The sequence below is a fragment of the Tenggerimyces flavus genome (assembly GCF_016907715.1).
GTDB lineage: Bacteria > Actinomycetota > Actinomycetes > Propionibacteriales > Actinopolymorphaceae > Tenggerimyces > Tenggerimyces flavus.
In genome coordinates this window covers 3975888-3992990 of sequence record NZ_JAFBCM010000001.1, presented here as the reverse complement: position 1 = coordinate 3992990, position 17103 = coordinate 3975888, and the positions used below count along the sequence as shown (strand labels likewise).

General features: G+C 69.7%; 13 protein-coding genes. 6 read left to right on the top strand and 7 right to left on the bottom strand.

Going from position 1 to position 17103, the window contains the following annotated elements:
• Positions 1-42: 42 nt before the first annotated feature.
• Together JOD67_RS18630 and JOD67_RS18625 are read left to right on the top strand one after the other, a co-directional pair.
• Positions 43-810, top strand: a complete 768-nt coding sequence (locus JOD67_RS18630; RefSeq protein ID WP_205118880.1) for an SDR family NAD(P)-dependent oxidoreductase — start codon at positions 43-45, stop codon at positions 808-810.
• Positions 803-1765, top strand: a complete 963-nt coding sequence (locus JOD67_RS18625; RefSeq protein ID WP_205118879.1) for a methyltransferase — start codon at positions 803-805, stop codon at positions 1763-1765. The genes JOD67_RS18630 and JOD67_RS18625 overlap by 8 nt, the downstream gene beginning before the upstream one ends.
• Here the strand turns inward: JOD67_RS18625 and JOD67_RS18620 are convergent.
• Positions 1746-3968: a heavy metal translocating P-type ATPase gene (locus JOD67_RS18620; protein WP_307782444.1), complete on the bottom strand. Its 2223-nt coding sequence runs from the start codon at positions 3966-3968 to the stop codon at positions 1746-1748. The two genes, JOD67_RS18625 and JOD67_RS18620, sit on opposite strands and share 20 nt — an antisense overlap.
• Positions 3965-4921, bottom strand: a complete 957-nt coding sequence (locus JOD67_RS18615) for a DUF8832 domain-containing protein (RefSeq protein WP_205118878.1) — start codon at positions 4919-4921, stop codon at positions 3965-3967. Before JOD67_RS18615 ends, JOD67_RS18620 begins: the two co-directional genes overlap by 4 nt.
• A gap of 119 nt (positions 4922-5040) precedes the next feature.
• On the opposite strand from JOD67_RS18615, the gene JOD67_RS18610 reads away from it, so the two are divergent.
• Complete coding sequence (locus JOD67_RS18610) at positions 5041-6273, top strand: winged helix-turn-helix domain-containing protein (RefSeq protein WP_205118877.1); 1233 nt, start codon at positions 5041-5043, stop codon at positions 6271-6273.
• Positions 6274-6277: 4 nt separating this feature from the next.
• Here JOD67_RS18610 and JOD67_RS18605 read toward each other — a convergent pair whose 3' ends face one another.
• Positions 6278-7552 (bottom strand): hypothetical protein, encoded by a 1275-nt coding sequence (locus tag JOD67_RS18605; protein WP_205118876.1) that lies wholly within the window; start codon positions 7550-7552, stop codon positions 6278-6280.
• 104 nt (positions 7553-7656) lie between these two features.
• On the opposite strand from JOD67_RS18605, the gene JOD67_RS18600 reads away from it, so the two are divergent.
• Both JOD67_RS18600 and JOD67_RS18595 read left to right on the top strand, forming a co-directional pair.
• A complete protein-coding gene (locus JOD67_RS18600; RefSeq protein ID WP_205118875.1) occupies positions 7657-8424 on the top strand; it encodes a GntR family transcriptional regulator in 768 nt (255 codons plus the stop codon).
• Entirely contained in the window at positions 8424-9284 is an 861-nt protein-coding gene (locus JOD67_RS18595; RefSeq protein ID WP_205118874.1) for a phosphotransferase, read from the top strand. The genes JOD67_RS18600 and JOD67_RS18595 overlap by 1 nt, the downstream gene beginning before the upstream one ends.
• Before the next feature lie 353 nt (positions 9285-9637).
• Here the strand turns inward: JOD67_RS18595 and JOD67_RS18590 are convergent, their stop codons facing one another.
• The 4 genes from JOD67_RS18590 to JOD67_RS18575 all read right to left on the bottom strand — a co-directional run bounded on the left by JOD67_RS18590 (position 9638) and on the right by JOD67_RS18575 (position 15666).
• On the bottom strand, positions 9638-10975 hold the full coding sequence (locus tag JOD67_RS18590; RefSeq protein WP_205118873.1) for a UDP-glucose dehydrogenase family protein: 1338 nt from the start codon (positions 10973-10975) through the stop codon (positions 9638-9640).
• 103 nt (positions 10976-11078) lie between these two features.
• Complete coding sequence (locus tag JOD67_RS41955; RefSeq protein WP_307782443.1) at positions 11079-12305, bottom strand: right-handed parallel beta-helix repeat-containing protein; 1227 nt, start codon at positions 12303-12305, stop codon at positions 11079-11081.
• Positions 12302-14344, bottom strand: coding sequence for a right-handed parallel beta-helix repeat-containing protein (locus tag JOD67_RS41950; protein WP_205118872.1), 2043 nt, complete (start codon positions 14342-14344; stop codon positions 12302-12304). The genes JOD67_RS41955 and JOD67_RS41950 overlap by 4 nt, the downstream gene beginning before the upstream one ends.
• Entirely contained in the window at positions 14341-15666 is a 1326-nt protein-coding gene (locus JOD67_RS18575; RefSeq protein ID WP_239553905.1) for a glycosyltransferase, read from the bottom strand. Before JOD67_RS18575 ends, JOD67_RS41950 begins: the two co-directional genes overlap by 4 nt.
• Before the next feature lie 562 nt (positions 15667-16228).
• On the opposite strand from JOD67_RS18575, the gene JOD67_RS18570 reads away from it, so the two are divergent.
• Positions 16229-17065, top strand: a complete 837-nt coding sequence (locus JOD67_RS18570; protein ID WP_205118871.1) for an OmpA family protein — start codon at positions 16229-16231, stop codon at positions 17063-17065.
• Positions 17066-17103: the final 38 nt, after the last annotated feature.

Sequence of the window (17103 nt, the reverse complement as noted above, 5' to 3'; positions counted from 1 at the left end):
AGGACCGACCACCGACAGGTCCACACCTCTAGGCTGTGCCGGATGCTGAGGTTCGAGGGGAAGGCGGCGCTCGTCACCGGGGCCGCTCATGGGATCGGGCGGGCGATCGCGGAACGGTTGGCCGGTGAGGGCGCCAGGGTCGCGCTCGCCGACCTCGACCTCGCGGCCGCCGAAGCGCTGGCGAGCGAGCTGGGCGGGGGCGCACAAGCGGTCCGCTGCGACGTCACCGACGACGAGGACGTCCGTACGGCGATCGGCACCGCCGTCGAGCAGCTCGGCGGACTCGACGTGCTCGTCAACAACGCCGGGCAGGGCAGCGGCGTCCCGTTCGACGAGGGCGACGACGCGCACTGGCAACAGCAGCTCGACCTGAACCTGTTCGGCGCCGTCCGCTGCACCCGCGCCGCGCTCCCGCAGCTGCTGCGCGGCAAGGGCAACGTCGTCTCGATCGGCTCGGTCAACGGCATCGCGGCGTTCGGCGACATCGCGTACTCCACCGCGAAGGCAGGCCTGCAGAACCTCGTCAAGAACCTCACCAAGCAGTACGGTCCGCGCGGACTCCGCTTCAACGTCGTCGCGCCCGGCACGATCCGTACCCGCAACTGGGACGGCCGCGAGGACATGCTGCGTCACCTCGCCCAGCGGCTCTACCCACTCCGCAGGGTCGGGGAGCCCGCGGACATCGCGGCCGCGGTCGCGTTCCTCGCCTCCGACGACGCGAGCTGGATCAGCGGGATCACCCTCCCGGTCGAGGGCGGCGCGCTCTCCGGCCCTGCCAGCTCCTGGTCCGAGGAGGACAGCGATGACTAGCGTGATGCAGCTGCTCGACCTGACGACTCCGTGGTGCGTGCACGTCGCGATCACGCTGCGGATCGCCGACCGCGTCCAGGCCGGCACGTCGAACGTCACGGAGCTCGCCCGGGAAGCCGAGTGCGACCCGACGTTCCTGCGCCGCGTGCTGCGGCACCTCGTCGCGAAGGGCGTGTTCGACGAGCCCGCGCCAGGCGAGTTCGCGTTGAACGACACCGCCGAGCAACTCCTCGACGAGGGCCTCAAGCTGAGCAGCGATCTGGACGGGCTCGGCGGCCGGTTCGCGCACTCCTGGGGCACCCTGCTCGAGGCCGTCCGCACCGGAAAACCCGCGTACGCCGAACGTTTCGGCCGCCCGTTCTGGGAGGACCTCGACGCGAACCCCAAGCTCCGGCACGCCTTCGACGCGCTGATGGGCACCGTCGGGCACGGCACGCCCGACCCACGCCTCACCGACTGGGAGACCGTACGCACCGTGGTCGACGTCGGCGGCGGGACCGGCGGACTGCTCGCCGAGATCCTCAAGGCCGCTCCGCACCTGCACGGCACGCTCGTCGACCTTCCGCAGACCGTCGCGGAGTCGGAAGCGCTGTTCGAAGCAGCCGGCGTCGCCGACCGCGTCACCGCCGTCGCGCAGAGCTTCTTCGACGAGCTGCCAGCGGGTTCCGACTGCTACGTGCTCGCGAGCATTCTCAACGACTGGCCGGACGAGGAGGTCGTCGCGATCCTGCGGCGGTGCGCCGCCGCGATGAACGACGACGGCCGCGTCCTCATCAGAGGAGGCGTGTCCCCGGACGAGCACGCGGCCGACCAGCTCACCCTCGAGGCCGTCCTCCTCGGCGGCCGCAACCGGTCGCTCGACGAGTTCCGTCAATTCGCCCTTGACGCCGGCCTCGAGGTCGCGAAGACGCGCGAGAGCCCTTACGTGGTTGAGCTCAGGAAGCCGACGACCTGAACCGTCGCAGGCGCAGGCTGTTCGTCACCACGAACACCGAGCTGAACGCCATCGCCGCGCCGGCGAGCAACGGGTTCAACAGGCCGGCGGCCGCGAGAGGCAGCGCGGCGACGTTGTACGCGAACGCCCAGAACAGGTTGCCCTTGATGATCCGCAACGTGTGCCTGGACAGGCGAATCGCGTCGACCGCGGCCATCAGGTCACCGCGAACGAGCGTGAGGTCGCTCGCCTCGATCGCGACGTCCGTGCCCGTGCCCATGCTGAGTCCGAGGTCCGCCTGAGCCAGCGCGGCGGCGTCGTTCACCCCGTCACCGACCATCGCGACGACCCGGCCCTCGGTCTGCAGCCGCTTGATCACGTCGACCTTGTCGGCAGGCAGCACCCCCGCGACGACCTCGTCAATCCCGACTTGCGCCGCGACCGCGCGCGCCAAAGCTTCGTTATCCCCGGTCAGCAGGATCGGGCGCAAGCCCAGCTTGCGCAGCTCTGCGACCGCCCGCGCGGACGTCGGCTTGACCGTGTCCGAGACGACGAGCACCGCGCGGGCCTGACCGTCCCAACCGACCGCGATCGCCGTACGACCGGACGCCTCGATCTCCGCGTGCGCGGCCGCGAGCTCGGCCGGCAGCCGCTGGCTCCACTCCTCCAACAACCGCACCCGGCCGACGATCACGGCGTGACCGTCAACCACACCTTGCACACCGAGACCCTCGACGTTCTGAAAGCCCTCGACGTCCGGCAACGTGCCGGCCTCCGAAAGCGCGGCCGAAGCGACCGCCCGCGCGATCGGGTGCTCACTCGCGTGCTCGAGCGCCCCGGCCAGCCGCAGCACCTCCGCGCGCGACTCCCCCGGCGCGACCAGCACCTCGACCAGCGACATCCGCCCGCTCGTCACCGTTCCGGTCTTGTCCAGCACGACGGTGTCCACACGCCGCGTCGACTCCAGCACCTCCGGACCCTTGATCAGCACGCCGAGCTGCGCGCCACGTCCCGTACCGACCAGCAACGCGGTCGGCGTCGCGAGTCCCAACGCACACGGGCAGGCGATGATCAGTGCCGCGACGGCAGCGGTCAACGCGACCTGCGGGGAAGCGCCACTGCCGAGCCAGAAGCCGAGCGTCGCCACGGCAATGGTGATCACGATCGGTACGAACACCGCCGAGATCCGGTCCGCGAGCCGCTGCACGGCGGCCTTGCCGTTCTGCGCGTCCTCGACCAGGCGCGCCAGCTGCGCGAGCTGTGTGTCCGCGCCGACCCGGGTCGCTCGTACGACCAATCGCCCACCAGCGTTGACGGTCGCGCCCACGACGGCATCGTCGACGCCGACCTCGACCGGCACCGACTCCCCTGTCAACATGGACAGGTCGACCGCGCTGTTGCCGGAGACGACGATGCCGTCGGTCGCGATCTTCTCGCCCGGACGGACGACGAACTCGTCCCCCACCACCAGCGACGAGATCGACACCCGCTTCTCGTCGCCGTTCCGCAGCAGCGCGACGTCCTTCGCGCCGAGGTCCAGCAACGTTCGCAACGCCGTGCCGGAACGCCGCTTCGCCCGTGCCTCCAGGTAGCGCCCGAGCAGGATGAACATGGTGACCCCGGCAGCGACCTCGAGATAGATCTCGGCCTCGCCCGTACCGCGCGAAGGGATCAGCGTGAACGGCATCTTCATGCCCGGCTCGCCCGCACCGCCCCAGAACAGCGCGTACACCGACCACGCCGTCGCGGCCACCACGCCGAGCGAGATCAGCGTGTCCATCGTCGCGGCGCCGTGGCGGAGATTCGTCAACGTGGCTTTGTGGAACGGCCACGCGGCCCAGGTCACGACCGGCGCTGCGAGCGTCAACGACAGCCACTGCCAGAACGTGAACTGCAGCGCGGGAATCATGCCGAGCGCGATCACCGGAACGGTGAGCACGATCGACGCGATCAAACGGTCGCGCAGCGGCCGCAGCTCGTCGACCTCTTCGGCGACAGGCTCGGCTTCCGGCGGCTTGGGCAGCTCGGCGGTGTAGCCGGTCGCCTCGACCGTGGCGATCAGCTGGTCAGTGCCGACCTTGTCGTCGTAGGTCACCTTCGCCTTCTCCGTGGCGTAGTTGACGGTCGCGACGACGCCGTCCAGCTTGTTCAGCTTCTTCTCGATCCGCGCGGCGCACGACGCGCAGGTCATGCCGCCGATCGAGAGTTCGACGGACGTACTCACTTGGTCACCTCCACGGTGAACTCCGCGGTGTGGACCTGGCCGGCGTGCTGGAAGTCCAGGAACAGCCGGTACGTACCGGGCGTGGGGAACGTCGTCGCGAACTCGATCGCCGGCCCGCCCGTGTCCCCGGCGTGCGCCTCTTCGGCGGGGTGCGTGTGCAGGTAGGCGAGGTCGCTCGCGCGGAGCGAGACGAGGTGGCCGAACGCGCCGAGGTAGGGCTGCAGGTCGGCGAGCTGCTTGCCGTTCTTGGCGAGCGTGAACGTCAACGTGGACTCCTCGCCGGCGACGGCGTGGCCGGCGATCGACACGTCGTAGCCCTCGAGGGTGCTCTTCGGCGTGACGGCCGGGAGCGGCACTGGGCGGAAGTCGCCGGCGACCGTGACATCGGTGCCGAGCGTGGTCGTCTCGCCGGTCGCGGTTGGCTTGAAGTCGGCGAACACGCGCCAGCTCCCGGCGGTCCTCAGGTCGAGGTCGACCGACCAGGATCCGTCGGCGGCGCGGGTCGGGTGGACGTGCTGGAAGCCGGACAGGTCGCGGCGGACGACGATGAGGTGCAGGTCCTTCTCGTGCGACTTGGTGTACTCGGTGACGGGCTTGCCGGTCGGGCCGGTCACGGTGAACGTGAACGGCACCGCAGGCCCGCGCGTCAGGGTCGTCTGGGCCGGGACCAGCGTGAAGCCGGCCTCGGTCGCGGCCAGGCCGGAGACGTACGTCGCGGCCTCGGCCGCTCCGCCGTGCCCATCGTCGCCGTGGCCCTCGCCTTCGGCTTCGGCTTCGCCCGCCGGCTCGGTCTCGCCGTGCCCCGCCATCCCGTCCGAGGTCGGCGTCACCGTGGGCTTCGGCGCGGCAGTCTTGCTGTCCGGAGGCGCCGCCGCGGAACCCACCGCGAACGCGACCCCGAACATAGCCGCGAGCCCGACCACGAACCCGCCGATCTTGACGCCGGCCTGCATGCGGTTCACCATCCCGTCTCGAATCTACCCCCGAGGGGTATCACAACTTCCGATCCAGACCATACCCCCCTATGGTATCTGAGGCAACAGCGGGCAGCGTCACGCTAGGGTGGGCTGGCATGGAGCTGTCGCTCGCCGAGGCCCGTCGGGTCGCCCTGGTGGCGCAGGGCTTCGGGCGCGAGCCGGTGAAGAAGGCCACGCTGGCTCAGGTCCGGAAGGTCGCGTTGCGGATCCTCGCCCTCCAGCTCGACTCGATCAACGTGCTGGTCCGCTCCCACTACCTCCCGGTCTACTCCCGTCTCGGGCCGTATCCGATGGCGGCGATCGACGAGCTCACCCACGTACGCCGCGAGCTGTTCGAGACCTGGGGCCACGCCGCCTGCCTGATGCCCATGCGGCTGTACCCGTTGCAGCGCTACCGCACCTGGCCGCTCCGCGAGGTGGACTGGGTCGCGTGGCCGAGGGGAACGAAGCGATCGACCAACGCCCTGATCGCCGCCCTCTACGACGAGGTCGTCGAACGAGGCCCGCTGACCGCCGCCGAACTGTCGACCGCGCGTCCCCGCAAGGGCCAGTGGTGGAACTGGGACGACGGCAAGGTCATGCTGGAGAACCTGCTGGACTGCGGCATCGTCGCCGTCGCCGGACGGCGCGGGTTCACCAGGCTCTACGACCTCGCCGAGCGCGTCATCCCCCGCGAGATCCTGGACGCACCCGAGGTCGAGGCGGAGGAGGCGCAGCGCGAGCAGCTCGCCCTGGCGGCCGCGGCGGTCGGTGTCGGCACGGCGAAGATGGTCGCCGCGTACCTCGGTCTCTGGGCCCCCAGCCACCGCACGCTGACCGTCGCACCGAACGGCAGGTGGAGGCGGCCGAACTGGAAGCTGCGGATCGCCGAGCTCGTCGAGGAAGGCCGGCTGGAGAAGATCGCGGTCGAGGGCTGGAAGGAGCCCGGCTACGTCGTCCCCGGCACGCGGGTGCCGCGCGAGGTGAACGCGCGGGCGCTGCTCACCCCGTTCGACTCGTTCATCCGCGTCTCCGCCGAGGCGCTCTGCGGCTTCACCAACCCGCTCTCGCAGCAGCTGTACGTGCCCGCCGAACGGCGGCAGTACGGCTACTACGTGCTGCCGTTCCTGCTCGGCGACACCCTCGTCGGCCGGACCGACCTCAAGGCCGACCGCCAACGCGGCACGCTGATGGTGCAGAGCGCGTACGCCGAGCCGGGACAGAACGCGAAGCATGTCGCCAAGGAGCTCGCCGAGGAGCTCCGCCGCCTGCAGGGCTGGCTGGAGCTGGACGACCTCGAGGTCGCGGACCGAGGCAACCTCGCGAGCGACCTGCGCCGCGCGGTCTAGAAGCTCAGGACTGCGGACCGTGGGCGCGAGCCCGCAGCGCACATAGCGCGGCGGCCTCGCCGGAGTCGGTGAGCGCGTACCGCAGATCCCTCGGCAGGTCCTCGACGAAGCCGAGCGCCAGGCCGCGGCGGATCCAGCTCCACACCACCGACTCGGTGTCGGAGAACCGCACCGGCTCGCCGTCGTGGTCGCGGAACGAGGGCGCCACCGCTTCGTACGCCACCGCGCACAGGGTCCGGCTGTCCGCGGGGTGGCCGAGCAGCATGGCCGTCGGGATCTCGTTGGTCATGACCTCGAACAGCTGGCTCCCCAGCCACGCCACCGACGCCGTCTCGAACAGCCGCGGCGACTCCAGCAGCTGAGCCCGGCCGCGCGCCGACAGGCGCAGGTCCGTGCGGCGCTTGGTCACCAGCCGTTGCGAACGGGCCAGCTCGTGCAATTCCCGCAACGGCTGCAGATTGGCCTCGGTGCTCGCGCGCATCCCCGGTGGGCTCCAGCCGAACTTCTCGTCCGCCGCCCGCACCAGCTCGGTCGGCAGGTAGCCGCGCTGAGTCAGGCGTACGCCGTCGCCGAGACGCCCGAGCAGCCAGCGCAACGTCGCCGGCTCGTCCTCCGGCACCTCCGGCGCCTCGACCAACAGCTCCGCGATCGGCCCGAGCAGCGCGATCCGCGTCGGCTCGCCGGTCTCCGACCAGGTCTCCCGGCGCTCGGTGTGGATCACCTCCAGGGGCAACATGCCCTCGAACAGCTGGCTCGGCGACGTCAGCCACCGCTCGGTCAGCGCGCGCTGCTTCTGCCGCCAAGCACTCCCACCCGGCGTGTACTCCCCCGCGATCACCGCCGCCTCGAGCACCCGCTGCAGCTCGTCGTACGCATTGCCCTCGGCCGCCGACAGCCGCCGGCCCCAGGTCAACAGCTCGGTGTCGGGCGGGTTGGTCCCCGTCCGCGCGTACGCGGCGTTCGCGGCCAGCAGGCCGTCCTCGACAGACCGCGCGTACGCCGCCAGGATCTCCGCGGTCTCGTCAGACCGCGCGAGCTCGGCCAGCCCAGGCCGCCCAGCCAGCTGGAACACCCAGGCGGTCGCCTCCGCCACCCGCAGCCACTGCGTCGACGGCGTCGGCCAGCGCGACGGCAGGTCGATCCAGAGCAACCGCTGCACGTCGGCCTGGCCGACCTCGGTGAACTCGATGACGTCGCCGACCATCCAGTCGATCACCGCGCGGGCGTGCTCGGCCAGCTCCTCCGGTACCCGGGCCAGCAGCACGTCATGGCGTCCCATGGCCCCAGCATCACATGGTTCACCGACACCACGCCCATAGCTCCTGGCGTGTCTCCGAGGGGTACGGGGAGCGCCAAGGCGCCGCGTCGTTCAAGATGGGCGTCATGCCCAGAACCCGCCACGAGATCGATCCCAGCAAGCTGACGACGACCGAGATCGCGTCGGGGCGGCCGAAGGGGTACCAGCTGCGCAAGATCCTCGAGGAGCTGGCCGACCGCAGCGGTCCCGGCGCGCTGATGCCGTCCGAGCGCGTGCTGGCGGACCACTTCGGGATCTCGCGGACGACCGTTCGGCAGGAGATCGAACGGATGGTGACCGACGGCGTGCTGTTCCGCCGGCACGGCCACGGCACGGTGGTGGCGGAGCCGACGCCCGCGCACACCGACCTGCTGACGTCGTTCAGCCGCGACATGCGGGCGCGCGGGATGACGCCGGGCTCGCGGGTGCTGTCGGCGACGGTGGAGCCGGCGACCTCCCGTACGGCCGCCCGGATGGAGGTCGACGAGGGCGAGCCCGTCCTCCACCTGGTCCGGCTGCGGCTGGCGGACGGCGTACCGATGGCGTTGGAACGTACGGACGTCTCCGCCTCCCGTTTCCCGGGCCTGGAACTGCTCGACTGGGCGGACCGGTCCCTGTTCGACACGATCGAGGAGCAGTGGTCGGTGCGACCGGCGACGAGCGACGCGAACATCCAGGCGGTGATCGCCGACCCGCACGACGCCGAACTGCTGGAGATCGAGCCGGGCCAACCCTGCCTGCTGATCGCGGGCGTCACCCGCGACGCCGCGGGCGCGGTGCTCGAGTCGGACCGGTCGCTCTACCGCGGCGATCGGTACGAGGTCCTCGCCCGCGCCCGCAGGACGAACCCCTGATGGAACCCTCCGTACTCCGGCGCGCCGTCGACGCCGCCGCGACGACCGCCGCCGAGCTCGGCCTCGACGTCAGCGACGCCGTCGCCGTGCACAACTCCGACCGCATCGCCGTGCGGCTGGATCCGTGCGACGTGCTCGCCCGCGTGGCACCGGGCGCTTGGCACGACGGCATGGCGTACGAGGCGGAGGTCGCCCGCCGCCTGGCCGCGACCGACAGCCCGATCGGCGGCCTCGACCCCCGCGCGCCGGACGTCTACGACCGCGACGGCTTCGCGATCACGTTCTGGACGTACTACGAGCCCGTCGTCGCCGACCATGACGGCCCGGCGCCCGAGCAGCTCGGCTGGACCTCGGGCCTGGCGCCGGCGGAGTACGTCGACGCGCTCGTCCGCCTCCACACCGGCCTGCGCCAGATCGAGCTGGACGCGCCGCATGTCACCGAACGCGTCGACGGCTGGACCGCGCTGGTGGACGACCGGGAACGTACGCCGGACCTCCCCGAGCGCGACCGCGCGCTGCTCAAGGACACCCTGACCGCGGGGATCGCGAAGGCGGGAACGGCCGAGCAGCTGCTCCACGGCGAGCCGCACCCGGGGAATGTGCTGAACACCAGCACCGGCCCGCGCTTCATCGACCTCGGGACCTGCCAACGCGGGCCGATCGAGTACGACCTCGCGTACCTCCCCGAGGAGGTCGCCGAGCTCTATCCCGGCGCCGACCTCGACCTCGTGCACCAGTTCCGGATCCTCACGTGGGCGGGCGTCGCGGCGATGCGCTGGAACCGCGACGACCAGTACCCCGACCGGGACCGCTGGCGAGTAGACCTGCTCGACCAGCTTCGAGCGGGGCTCGCACGCTAGCGCACCCGTCGTCTGACTGGGTCGGGGGCACCCTCGTCCGAACCTATGGGACCAGGGTGCCCCTCACCCCAACCATCGCCACCACCTTTGACTGGGTCGGGGGCACCCTCGTCCGAACCTATGGGACCAGGGGCCCCCTCACCCCAACCATCGCCACCACCTTTGCTTGGGTCGGGGGCACCCTCGTCCGAACCTCCTCGAGCGAGGGGACCCTCCGCCCTTGGCGAAAGTGTGGGGTTCTGGTCGCGACACGCCGGCGTGTTGCGACCAGAACCCCACAGTTTGATCGGACATGGTGGATGGGCCGGGCTATGGGACCAGGGTGCCCCTCACCCAAACGGTCCCCCGGCAGCTCAGGTGCGGCCGAGCGCCTTGTAGTCCCAGCCGGCCTCGCGCCAGGCGAACTGGTCGAGCGCGTGCCGGCCATCGACGATCGCCTTCTTCGCGACCAGTTCCCCCAGCCAGACCGGGTCGATCTCGCGGAAGTGGTCCCACTCCGTCAGCAGCGCCACGACCTGCGCACCCGCGGCGGCTTCGGCGACCGAGGACGCGTAGTGCAGGTCCGGGTAAACGCGCCGCGCGTTGTCCATCGCCTGCGGGTCGTACACGCGGACGATCGCGCCCTCCTCCTGCAGCAGCCGCGCCACGTCCAACGCCGGGGCGTCGCGGATGTCGTCGGAGTTCGGCTTGAACGCCGCGCCGAGCGCGCAGACGGTCACGCCGGCCAGCGAGCCCCCAGCCTGCGCGCGGATCAGGTCGACCGTACGGGCCCGGCGGCGCAGGTTGATCGCGTCCACCTCGCGCAGGAACGAGACGGCCTGGCCGACGCCGAGCTCCTCGGCGCGGTGGATGTACGCGCGGATGTCCTTCGGCAGGCAGCCGCCGCCGAAGCCGAGGCCCGGCCGCAGGAAGCGCCCGCCGATGCGGTTGTCGTACGCCAGCGCCGCCGCCAGATCCTGCACGTCCGCGCCGGTCGCCTCACACACCTCGGCCATCGCGTTGATGAACGAGATCTTCGTGGCGAGGAACGAGTTCGCCGACACCTTCACGAGCTCCGCCGTCGGCAGATCCGTCACCACCAGCGGAACGTCCGCGGCGAGCATCGGCGCGAACGCGGCGGACAGCCGCTCCCGCGCCCAGTCCGACGCCACGCCGAACACCAGCCGGTCAGGACGCATCGTGTCCTCGACCGCGAAGCCCTCGCGGAGGAACTCCGGGTTCCACGCCAGCTCGATGTCCGTCCCCGCCGGCGCGAGCGACTGCACCAGCGAGGTCAACCGCGCCGCCGTACCGACCGGGACCGTCGACTTGCCGACGATGAGCGCGCGCCGGTCCAGGTGCGGCGCGAGCCCGGACACCACCGCGTCCACGTACGACATGTCCGCCGCCGTCGAGCCCTTCCTCTGCGGCGTTCCCACGCAGACGAAGTGCACGTCGCCGAACTCCGCGACCTCCTCGTACGACGTGGTGAACCGCAGCCGCCCCGACTCCAGCGCCTTCTGCAGCATCTCCGGAAGCCCGGGCTCGTAGAACGGGACGCGGCCGGACCGGAGCGTCTCGATCTTCGCCTCGTCGACATCCATCCCGAGGACCTCGAAGCCCAACACGGCCATGCAGATCGCGTGCGTGGCACCGAGATACCCGGTGCCGAGAACGGTGAGACGGGGCTTCGCGCCCTCGGTGGTCGACATCCAATCCTCCAGCAAACGGCTCGTTCATCGACTTGCGGTTACAGGGAGTTACAGTTCAGGCTGCAAAGGTCGCCTACCGTATCGCTCGACCGAGCGGGACGGTTCACTGACAGGGTTCGTTGCTGACGCCCTCGGCGGCATTGGAGACCTGGTTGTCGCACTTCACGACATTCGACTCGGCCGGCCGGAGGGCGAACCCGTGGCCGGGACCGTTCACCGTCGCGACGTTCTGGGTGAACACGTTGTGATCGCCCCAGCCCTTGAGGATCTGGTGCGTCTGGAAGCCGTCCAGGGGCGAGTTCGTCCCGGTGTTGCCCCTGACCAGCCAGTTGTTGCCCTTCATGTCCAACCAGGAGTCCGCGCCGGTGATGGACTTGCCGTCGAACGTGTTGCCCTCGACGAGCCCGCCGGTGGTCGCCTCCTTGATGTCGATCGCCTCGGAGGAGACCTCGCGGATGTCGTTGCCCTTGACGACGTTGCGGTCGCTGCGGTCCGGCTTGCAGTCGGTGTTCGTGCACCAGTTGCTGACCGCCGTACCGATGTACACGCCCTCGCCGAACTTGTCGCGGCGGAGGCCGGTCTTGCTGATCTTGTTCTGCAGAACGACATTGTCGGTACTGAAGTTGCGTAGGTGGATCGCCTCGTCACCGATGGTGTGAACGGTCAACCCCTGGATGACCGAGCCCACGGTGCCGTCGGCCATCACACCCTTCTGCCCGTTGGTGACGGTGAACCCGACCAGGCGCCAATGCTTCGCCTGGTTGAGGTGGAAGACGTAACCGCCCTTGATGTTCTCGCCGTCGAGAACGGCGCCTGCCCCACCACACAAGTAGATCGGCTGCTCCGGCGTTCCCGACGCCGACGTCACGAACTTGCCGCCGTACGTCCCGTCCGCCAGCCCGATGACTGCTCCGGGCTGCGCCTCCTCGAGGGCCTTCGCCAGGCCGTTCGCGTCGGACACCTCGACGGTCGCCTGCGGACAGGTCACCGGCTGCGAGTCGGGCAGCTGCCCCTCGCCGGCGGCCGGCGCGTCCGCGAGCAGCGCCGCGTCCTCGGGCCGCTTCTTCTCCTTGTCCTTCTCGTCTTCCTCTTTCTCTTCTTCCTTCTTTTCGTCGTCGGGCTTCGCCGCGGGGTCGGTGACCTCAGGCTCGGGGTCGGCCGACGTCGTGAGCAACGGGTTCGGCAGCGGCGACTCCGGCACGGTCGAGGTCGTGCTGCCGGCCGCGCGCGGATCCGGCGAATCCGGCCACACCATGGCGGCGATCACGAGCGCGAGGACCGCGACCACCGCGGCGGAGATTCCAGCGATCGTCCAGTCTCGTCGCGTCACGACCGAGCCCCGGCCTGGGTCACCGACCGCGGGATGCCGTTGGTGACCGCGGCCTTGTCGGCGTACGGGTGGATGAACCTGCGCACTCGGCGCGCACCGCGCGCGGCCGTGAACAGCAACAGCGTGGCGAGGATGATCCACATCGCCGTCAGCGGCTGCAGGAACCGCTTCAGGGTCACGAAGAACGGCGTGGTGTCGTTCCAGCTGTTCTCGTTGTCCCAGCGTCGCATGTTGAGGTCCTCGGCCCGCTTGGCGTCGATCGCGCTCGGCCCACGGCCGCTGATCGTGTTACCGGTCACCTCTGTCGAGCCTACGTCGCCGACCAGTGTCACCGCATGCATGGTCGCGTCGGTCAGCGTGTTGCGCTTGACCGTCGCCACCGCGTTCCGCAGGTACACGCTGGTGTTGCCGCCGTCGATGATGTTGCCCGACACGACCGCGCCGGTGACGCCGTCGCGGAGCGCGATGCCCTGGCGGGCGGGGAGGCTGACCCGGTTGCCGACCACGGAGACGTCCTTGGCGCCGCCGCGGACGACGACGCCCATGTCGCCTCCGTTCAGGTCGTTGGCGCTGACACCGACGTTCTGCCCGCCGATGACCTCGACGCCGTACCGCGCGTTCTCCTCGAACGTGCTGTTGGAGACGTTGTTGTTGCCGTAGCTCCCGAGGCTCGAACCCGTCGCGCTCGGCCCGTCGGCGAGCGGCAGGCCGGACATCGTGAGCCCGTTGCGGTGGTTGCGGCTCGCCTGGATCTCCGACATCACGATGCCGGTCGTCGCCCGCGAGAGGACGAACCCGTCGCCGGCGTTGCCGCTCGCGGACACCGACTCGACGACCGCGTTCTGCACGTACCGGTGCATGACCAGCCCGTCGACCAGGCTGTTGTCGAAGCGGCTGTCCTTCACCTCGAGGCCGTTCGCGCTCGCGACGAACAGGCCGAACGCGTTGCCCTTGATCGTGGTGCTCAGCACCGACGCCGACACGTAGCTGTACTCCGGGTCGGCGATGTCGACGTCGAGCGGGAGGTCGCCGGACGGCAGGACCTCGCTGAGCGAGGACTTGCCGGCGGTGCCGAGGGACGGCTCGTCCTTCTCGTCCTTCTTCTTCGCCGCTTCCTCGGCCTCGCGTTCGCGCTTCGCCCGCTTGCCGACGTCCATGGTCTTGCCGAGCTTGTCGAGCTGGCCGCTGTTGGGGCGGTCCGTTCCGGTCAGTGACAGACCACCGGTCCGGCCGCTCCAGAAGCCGAGGTCGGTCAGCTGAGCGTGCCGCAGCAGCACCTGGCCGCCGATGGAACGGACGTACGCACGCCCGTCGTCGGTGAGCAGGTCAGCGCTGTCGCTCTCCCGGTCCCAGCTGACGATCTGCGTGGGTTTGCCCTGTGCACCTTGGATGTTCAGCGTGCCGCCGTAGTTGACGATCGAGACGAAACCGTCCGGGTCGCTCGCGAGTCGCAGCTTCAGGCCGCCGGACGCCGTCAGGTTCAACGTCGCGCCGGCCTGCACCACGAGGTGCTCCTGCAGCAGATACCAGCCGTCGGGTTGGCGGAGGAACGTCTGCGGCGCGAGCCCCAGCAGGTCCTTGACCGTGTACGGCTTCTTCCGCTGGGTGAGCACGAGCGTGTACGCCGAGCCGGTGGCGAGGCGGTACGGCGTGTTGAGCGCGGTCTTGCTCCAGCGCGCCAACGAGTCGACCGTACGGATCTCGGTCAGCCGGCGGTCCTCGTCCGCGACCAGAGCTGCCTCGCTCTCCGGGTCGCCGTTGTACGGCTTGGCCTTGATGACGCGCTCGTGGCTCGTCGACGTACCGCCCGACGTGATCGGGTCCTCGGACTCGCTGGAGTCCGGCGGCGGGGTCGAGGTCGCCTTGCTGGTCGGGGACTTCGTCGGCTTCGGCGACTTCTTCGCCTTGGGCGACGAGGAGGACTCCGGCGTCTTGTCCGTACGGATGGTCGCCGACGCTGCCTGGTTGACCAGCAGCCCGGCCAACAGCACGACGACGATCAGAGTGAAGGCACGCGAGACGCGGCGGCGGGTGGTCACGAGACGGGCTCCGTCTGCAGGTCCTTGGTCCGGCTGCGCCGGTGCAGCGACGCCGCGTTCTGCGACTCGCCACCGATGGTGTTCTCGGACCGCGTCAGCCAACCCTGCTTGTTCATCGTGACGAACGCGTACAGCTTGATCGGCAGCGCGATGAGGATGACCGTCATCGTCACGACCGGGAGCAGCAGGATCTCGAACGGGTGCTTGCGCAGGTGCGAGATGCCGCGGATGCCGCGCGCGATCATCAGCCAGGCGATCGCCAGCACGATGCTCTGCCAGGCCATCTCCAGCCGGCTGAACACCAGGTAGCCGATCGTGATGCCCATCGTCACCGGCGTGAGCAGGATCTGCAGCACGGTCACCTTCGTGACGAACGGGACGCGCCACAGCCAGCCCTTCCACAGGGCGGTGAGGTAGCAGCGGTAGGAGTTCCGGCTCCATCGCACACGCTGCTTGACGAACGCGGCGAACTTGCCCGGGAACATCGACAGCGCGCGGGCGTTCGACTGGTGCACGGTCTTGTAGCCGGAGGCCAGCACGAGCCAGGTCAGCCGTCCGTCGTCACCGGAGACACAGCGCCGGCCGAGGAAGAACTCGTTCTCCAGGTTGTCGAGCACGGGGAGCACGACGCTGCGCCGGTAGGCGCCCGTTCGCCCGGACACGCAGGCGACCGCGCCGGCCCGTCCCATCGCGGGGACGTAGTCGTAGTACCGCAGGTTCACCAACCAGTCGGCAATGCGTCGCCAAATGCTGGTGGATCGTTCGTACACATTCTGCTGAGTACTGACCGCACCGACCGACGGATCGGCGAACGGGTGTTGCACCGCCTTTAGCAGACCCGGCTGCCACATGGTGTCGGAATCGGTAAGAACGAGGACTTCTCCCATTGCTTCGCGAATTCCGACGCCGAGCGCCGAGCGCTTGCCGGCGTGCTTGTACATGATCACCTTGAGGGTCGGGTCCTGCAGCGCGGCCAGCTGCTCCCAGCACTCCTCGTCGGCGACGTCCAGCACGACGATGATCTCGGTCGGCTTCTGCGCGCGCCAGGTCTGCAGGCAGCGCAGCAGGATGTCCGGATCCTCGTGGTACGACGGGACGACGACCGAGGTGGTCGTCTCGAAGTTGTTCACCGTCGGATGCGCGAACCTCGACAGCGTGAACCTGTACAACCAGAGTGCCCAGACGACCACCCCCGCGACCGCGAGCGGGACAAGTGCCCGCCAGTGCGACAGATCCTCGCCGGAGAAGGAGATCGACGTGATCCACTCCACGATGTCGCTGAAGCCGAAGCCGTTGCTCGGCTGACTCATGAGCACGGTCATCGCGACCACGCCCTCTGGTGAGCGCGCTTGGGCATGCTCGCGCCCACGTTGGTCAAACTCACGGGATCCCCACCCCTACCGGCGTCGTGTGTGCGAGCGACCTCTCCCCGGGGCGCTCGCAGGCGAACGTGCCTGACTCGCGAGAGAATATCGTCGAGGCGTACCCCGAGTTCATGGATATCGACGGATTAACCAATGCTTAATCTGCGCGTAATCCGTGAAGCTGGACATTCTTCCGTGTGACACTTGGTCAGTGAACGTCGAGTCTCGCCCCTTGTGGCATTGTGTAGCCGCAATTGCCGCCACAGTGACATTGGCCGCTTGTAGCAGCTCGTCGGGTGAAGATTTGGGCGGGCCCTCAACGACAGCGACAGAGTCTGGCAGGTCAGTAGGCACGGCGAGCCCGACACTCCCATCGATGTCACCAAGCGGTTCGCCGTCCACAACGGGCACAGCCTCTCCTGCACCGAGTCCGACAGTGAACACCGCGTGCGCGAAAGGTCCGGGACGTACCATTCGCGACCTGCCCGACATCGTGGTGGCGGCGGTCACTGTTCCGTCCGTGACCGGGCCCGATGGCGCGACGCTGGTGCCCGGGTTCACGATCCCGTCGCAGGTGGTGGATGCCGGGTGCGTCGTTTCGTACGACGCTCCGGGCGGCTGCCTCGGCGCGGTGCGGATCAGTGCGGCATCGATCCCACCGGTGACGATCCCGGAAAGCGTGCTGCCGGCTTCGGGCTCGCAACCCGCGAAGACGTTCGCGGCGGTGTCCGTTGCCGGCGCGTCGGCGCCGGAGGCTTACACGCCGCAGGCGTGCCAGGTGGAGGACGACGGCGAGCTTCCCGCGGTGACCCGGAAGGGCGCGGTACGGAAGGGGATCGCCCGCAACGGCGCGGCTCGACCGGGCGGCAGCCAGTCGAGCGTGCGGGTGGAGACCGTACGGATCCCGCCGGTGCGGTTGCCGGACGTCGACGTCGATCCCGGCCGGCTGGAGTCGCGGAAGCTTGAAGGGCGGTCGGACGTCGACGTGCTCACTGGGGAGGGCACGGTGTCGTACGTCGCGCCGGGCAACGTGCTGTTCGACACGGACAAGTCGGAGATCCGGCGCGACGCGGAGGCGGCACTGCGGGACATCGCCGCGCAGATCAGGGCGAAGTCGCCGAACGCGCGGCTGCGGGTCGAGGGGCACACCGACGACCGCGGCGACGAGACGTACGGGCTCCGGCTGTCCGAACGGCGGGCTCGTTCGGTCGCCGACTGGCTGGTGAAGTCGGCGGGTTTCCCAGCGGATCGGATCACGACGAAGGGCTTCGGCGAGGCGGCGCCGGCGGTCCCGAACACCTCGGCGGCGAACCGGCAGAAGAACCGGCGCGTGGTGATCACCGTTCTGGGATCGTGACCACACTCCGTCACTGGTCGCGCACGGTGAGCGTTGAA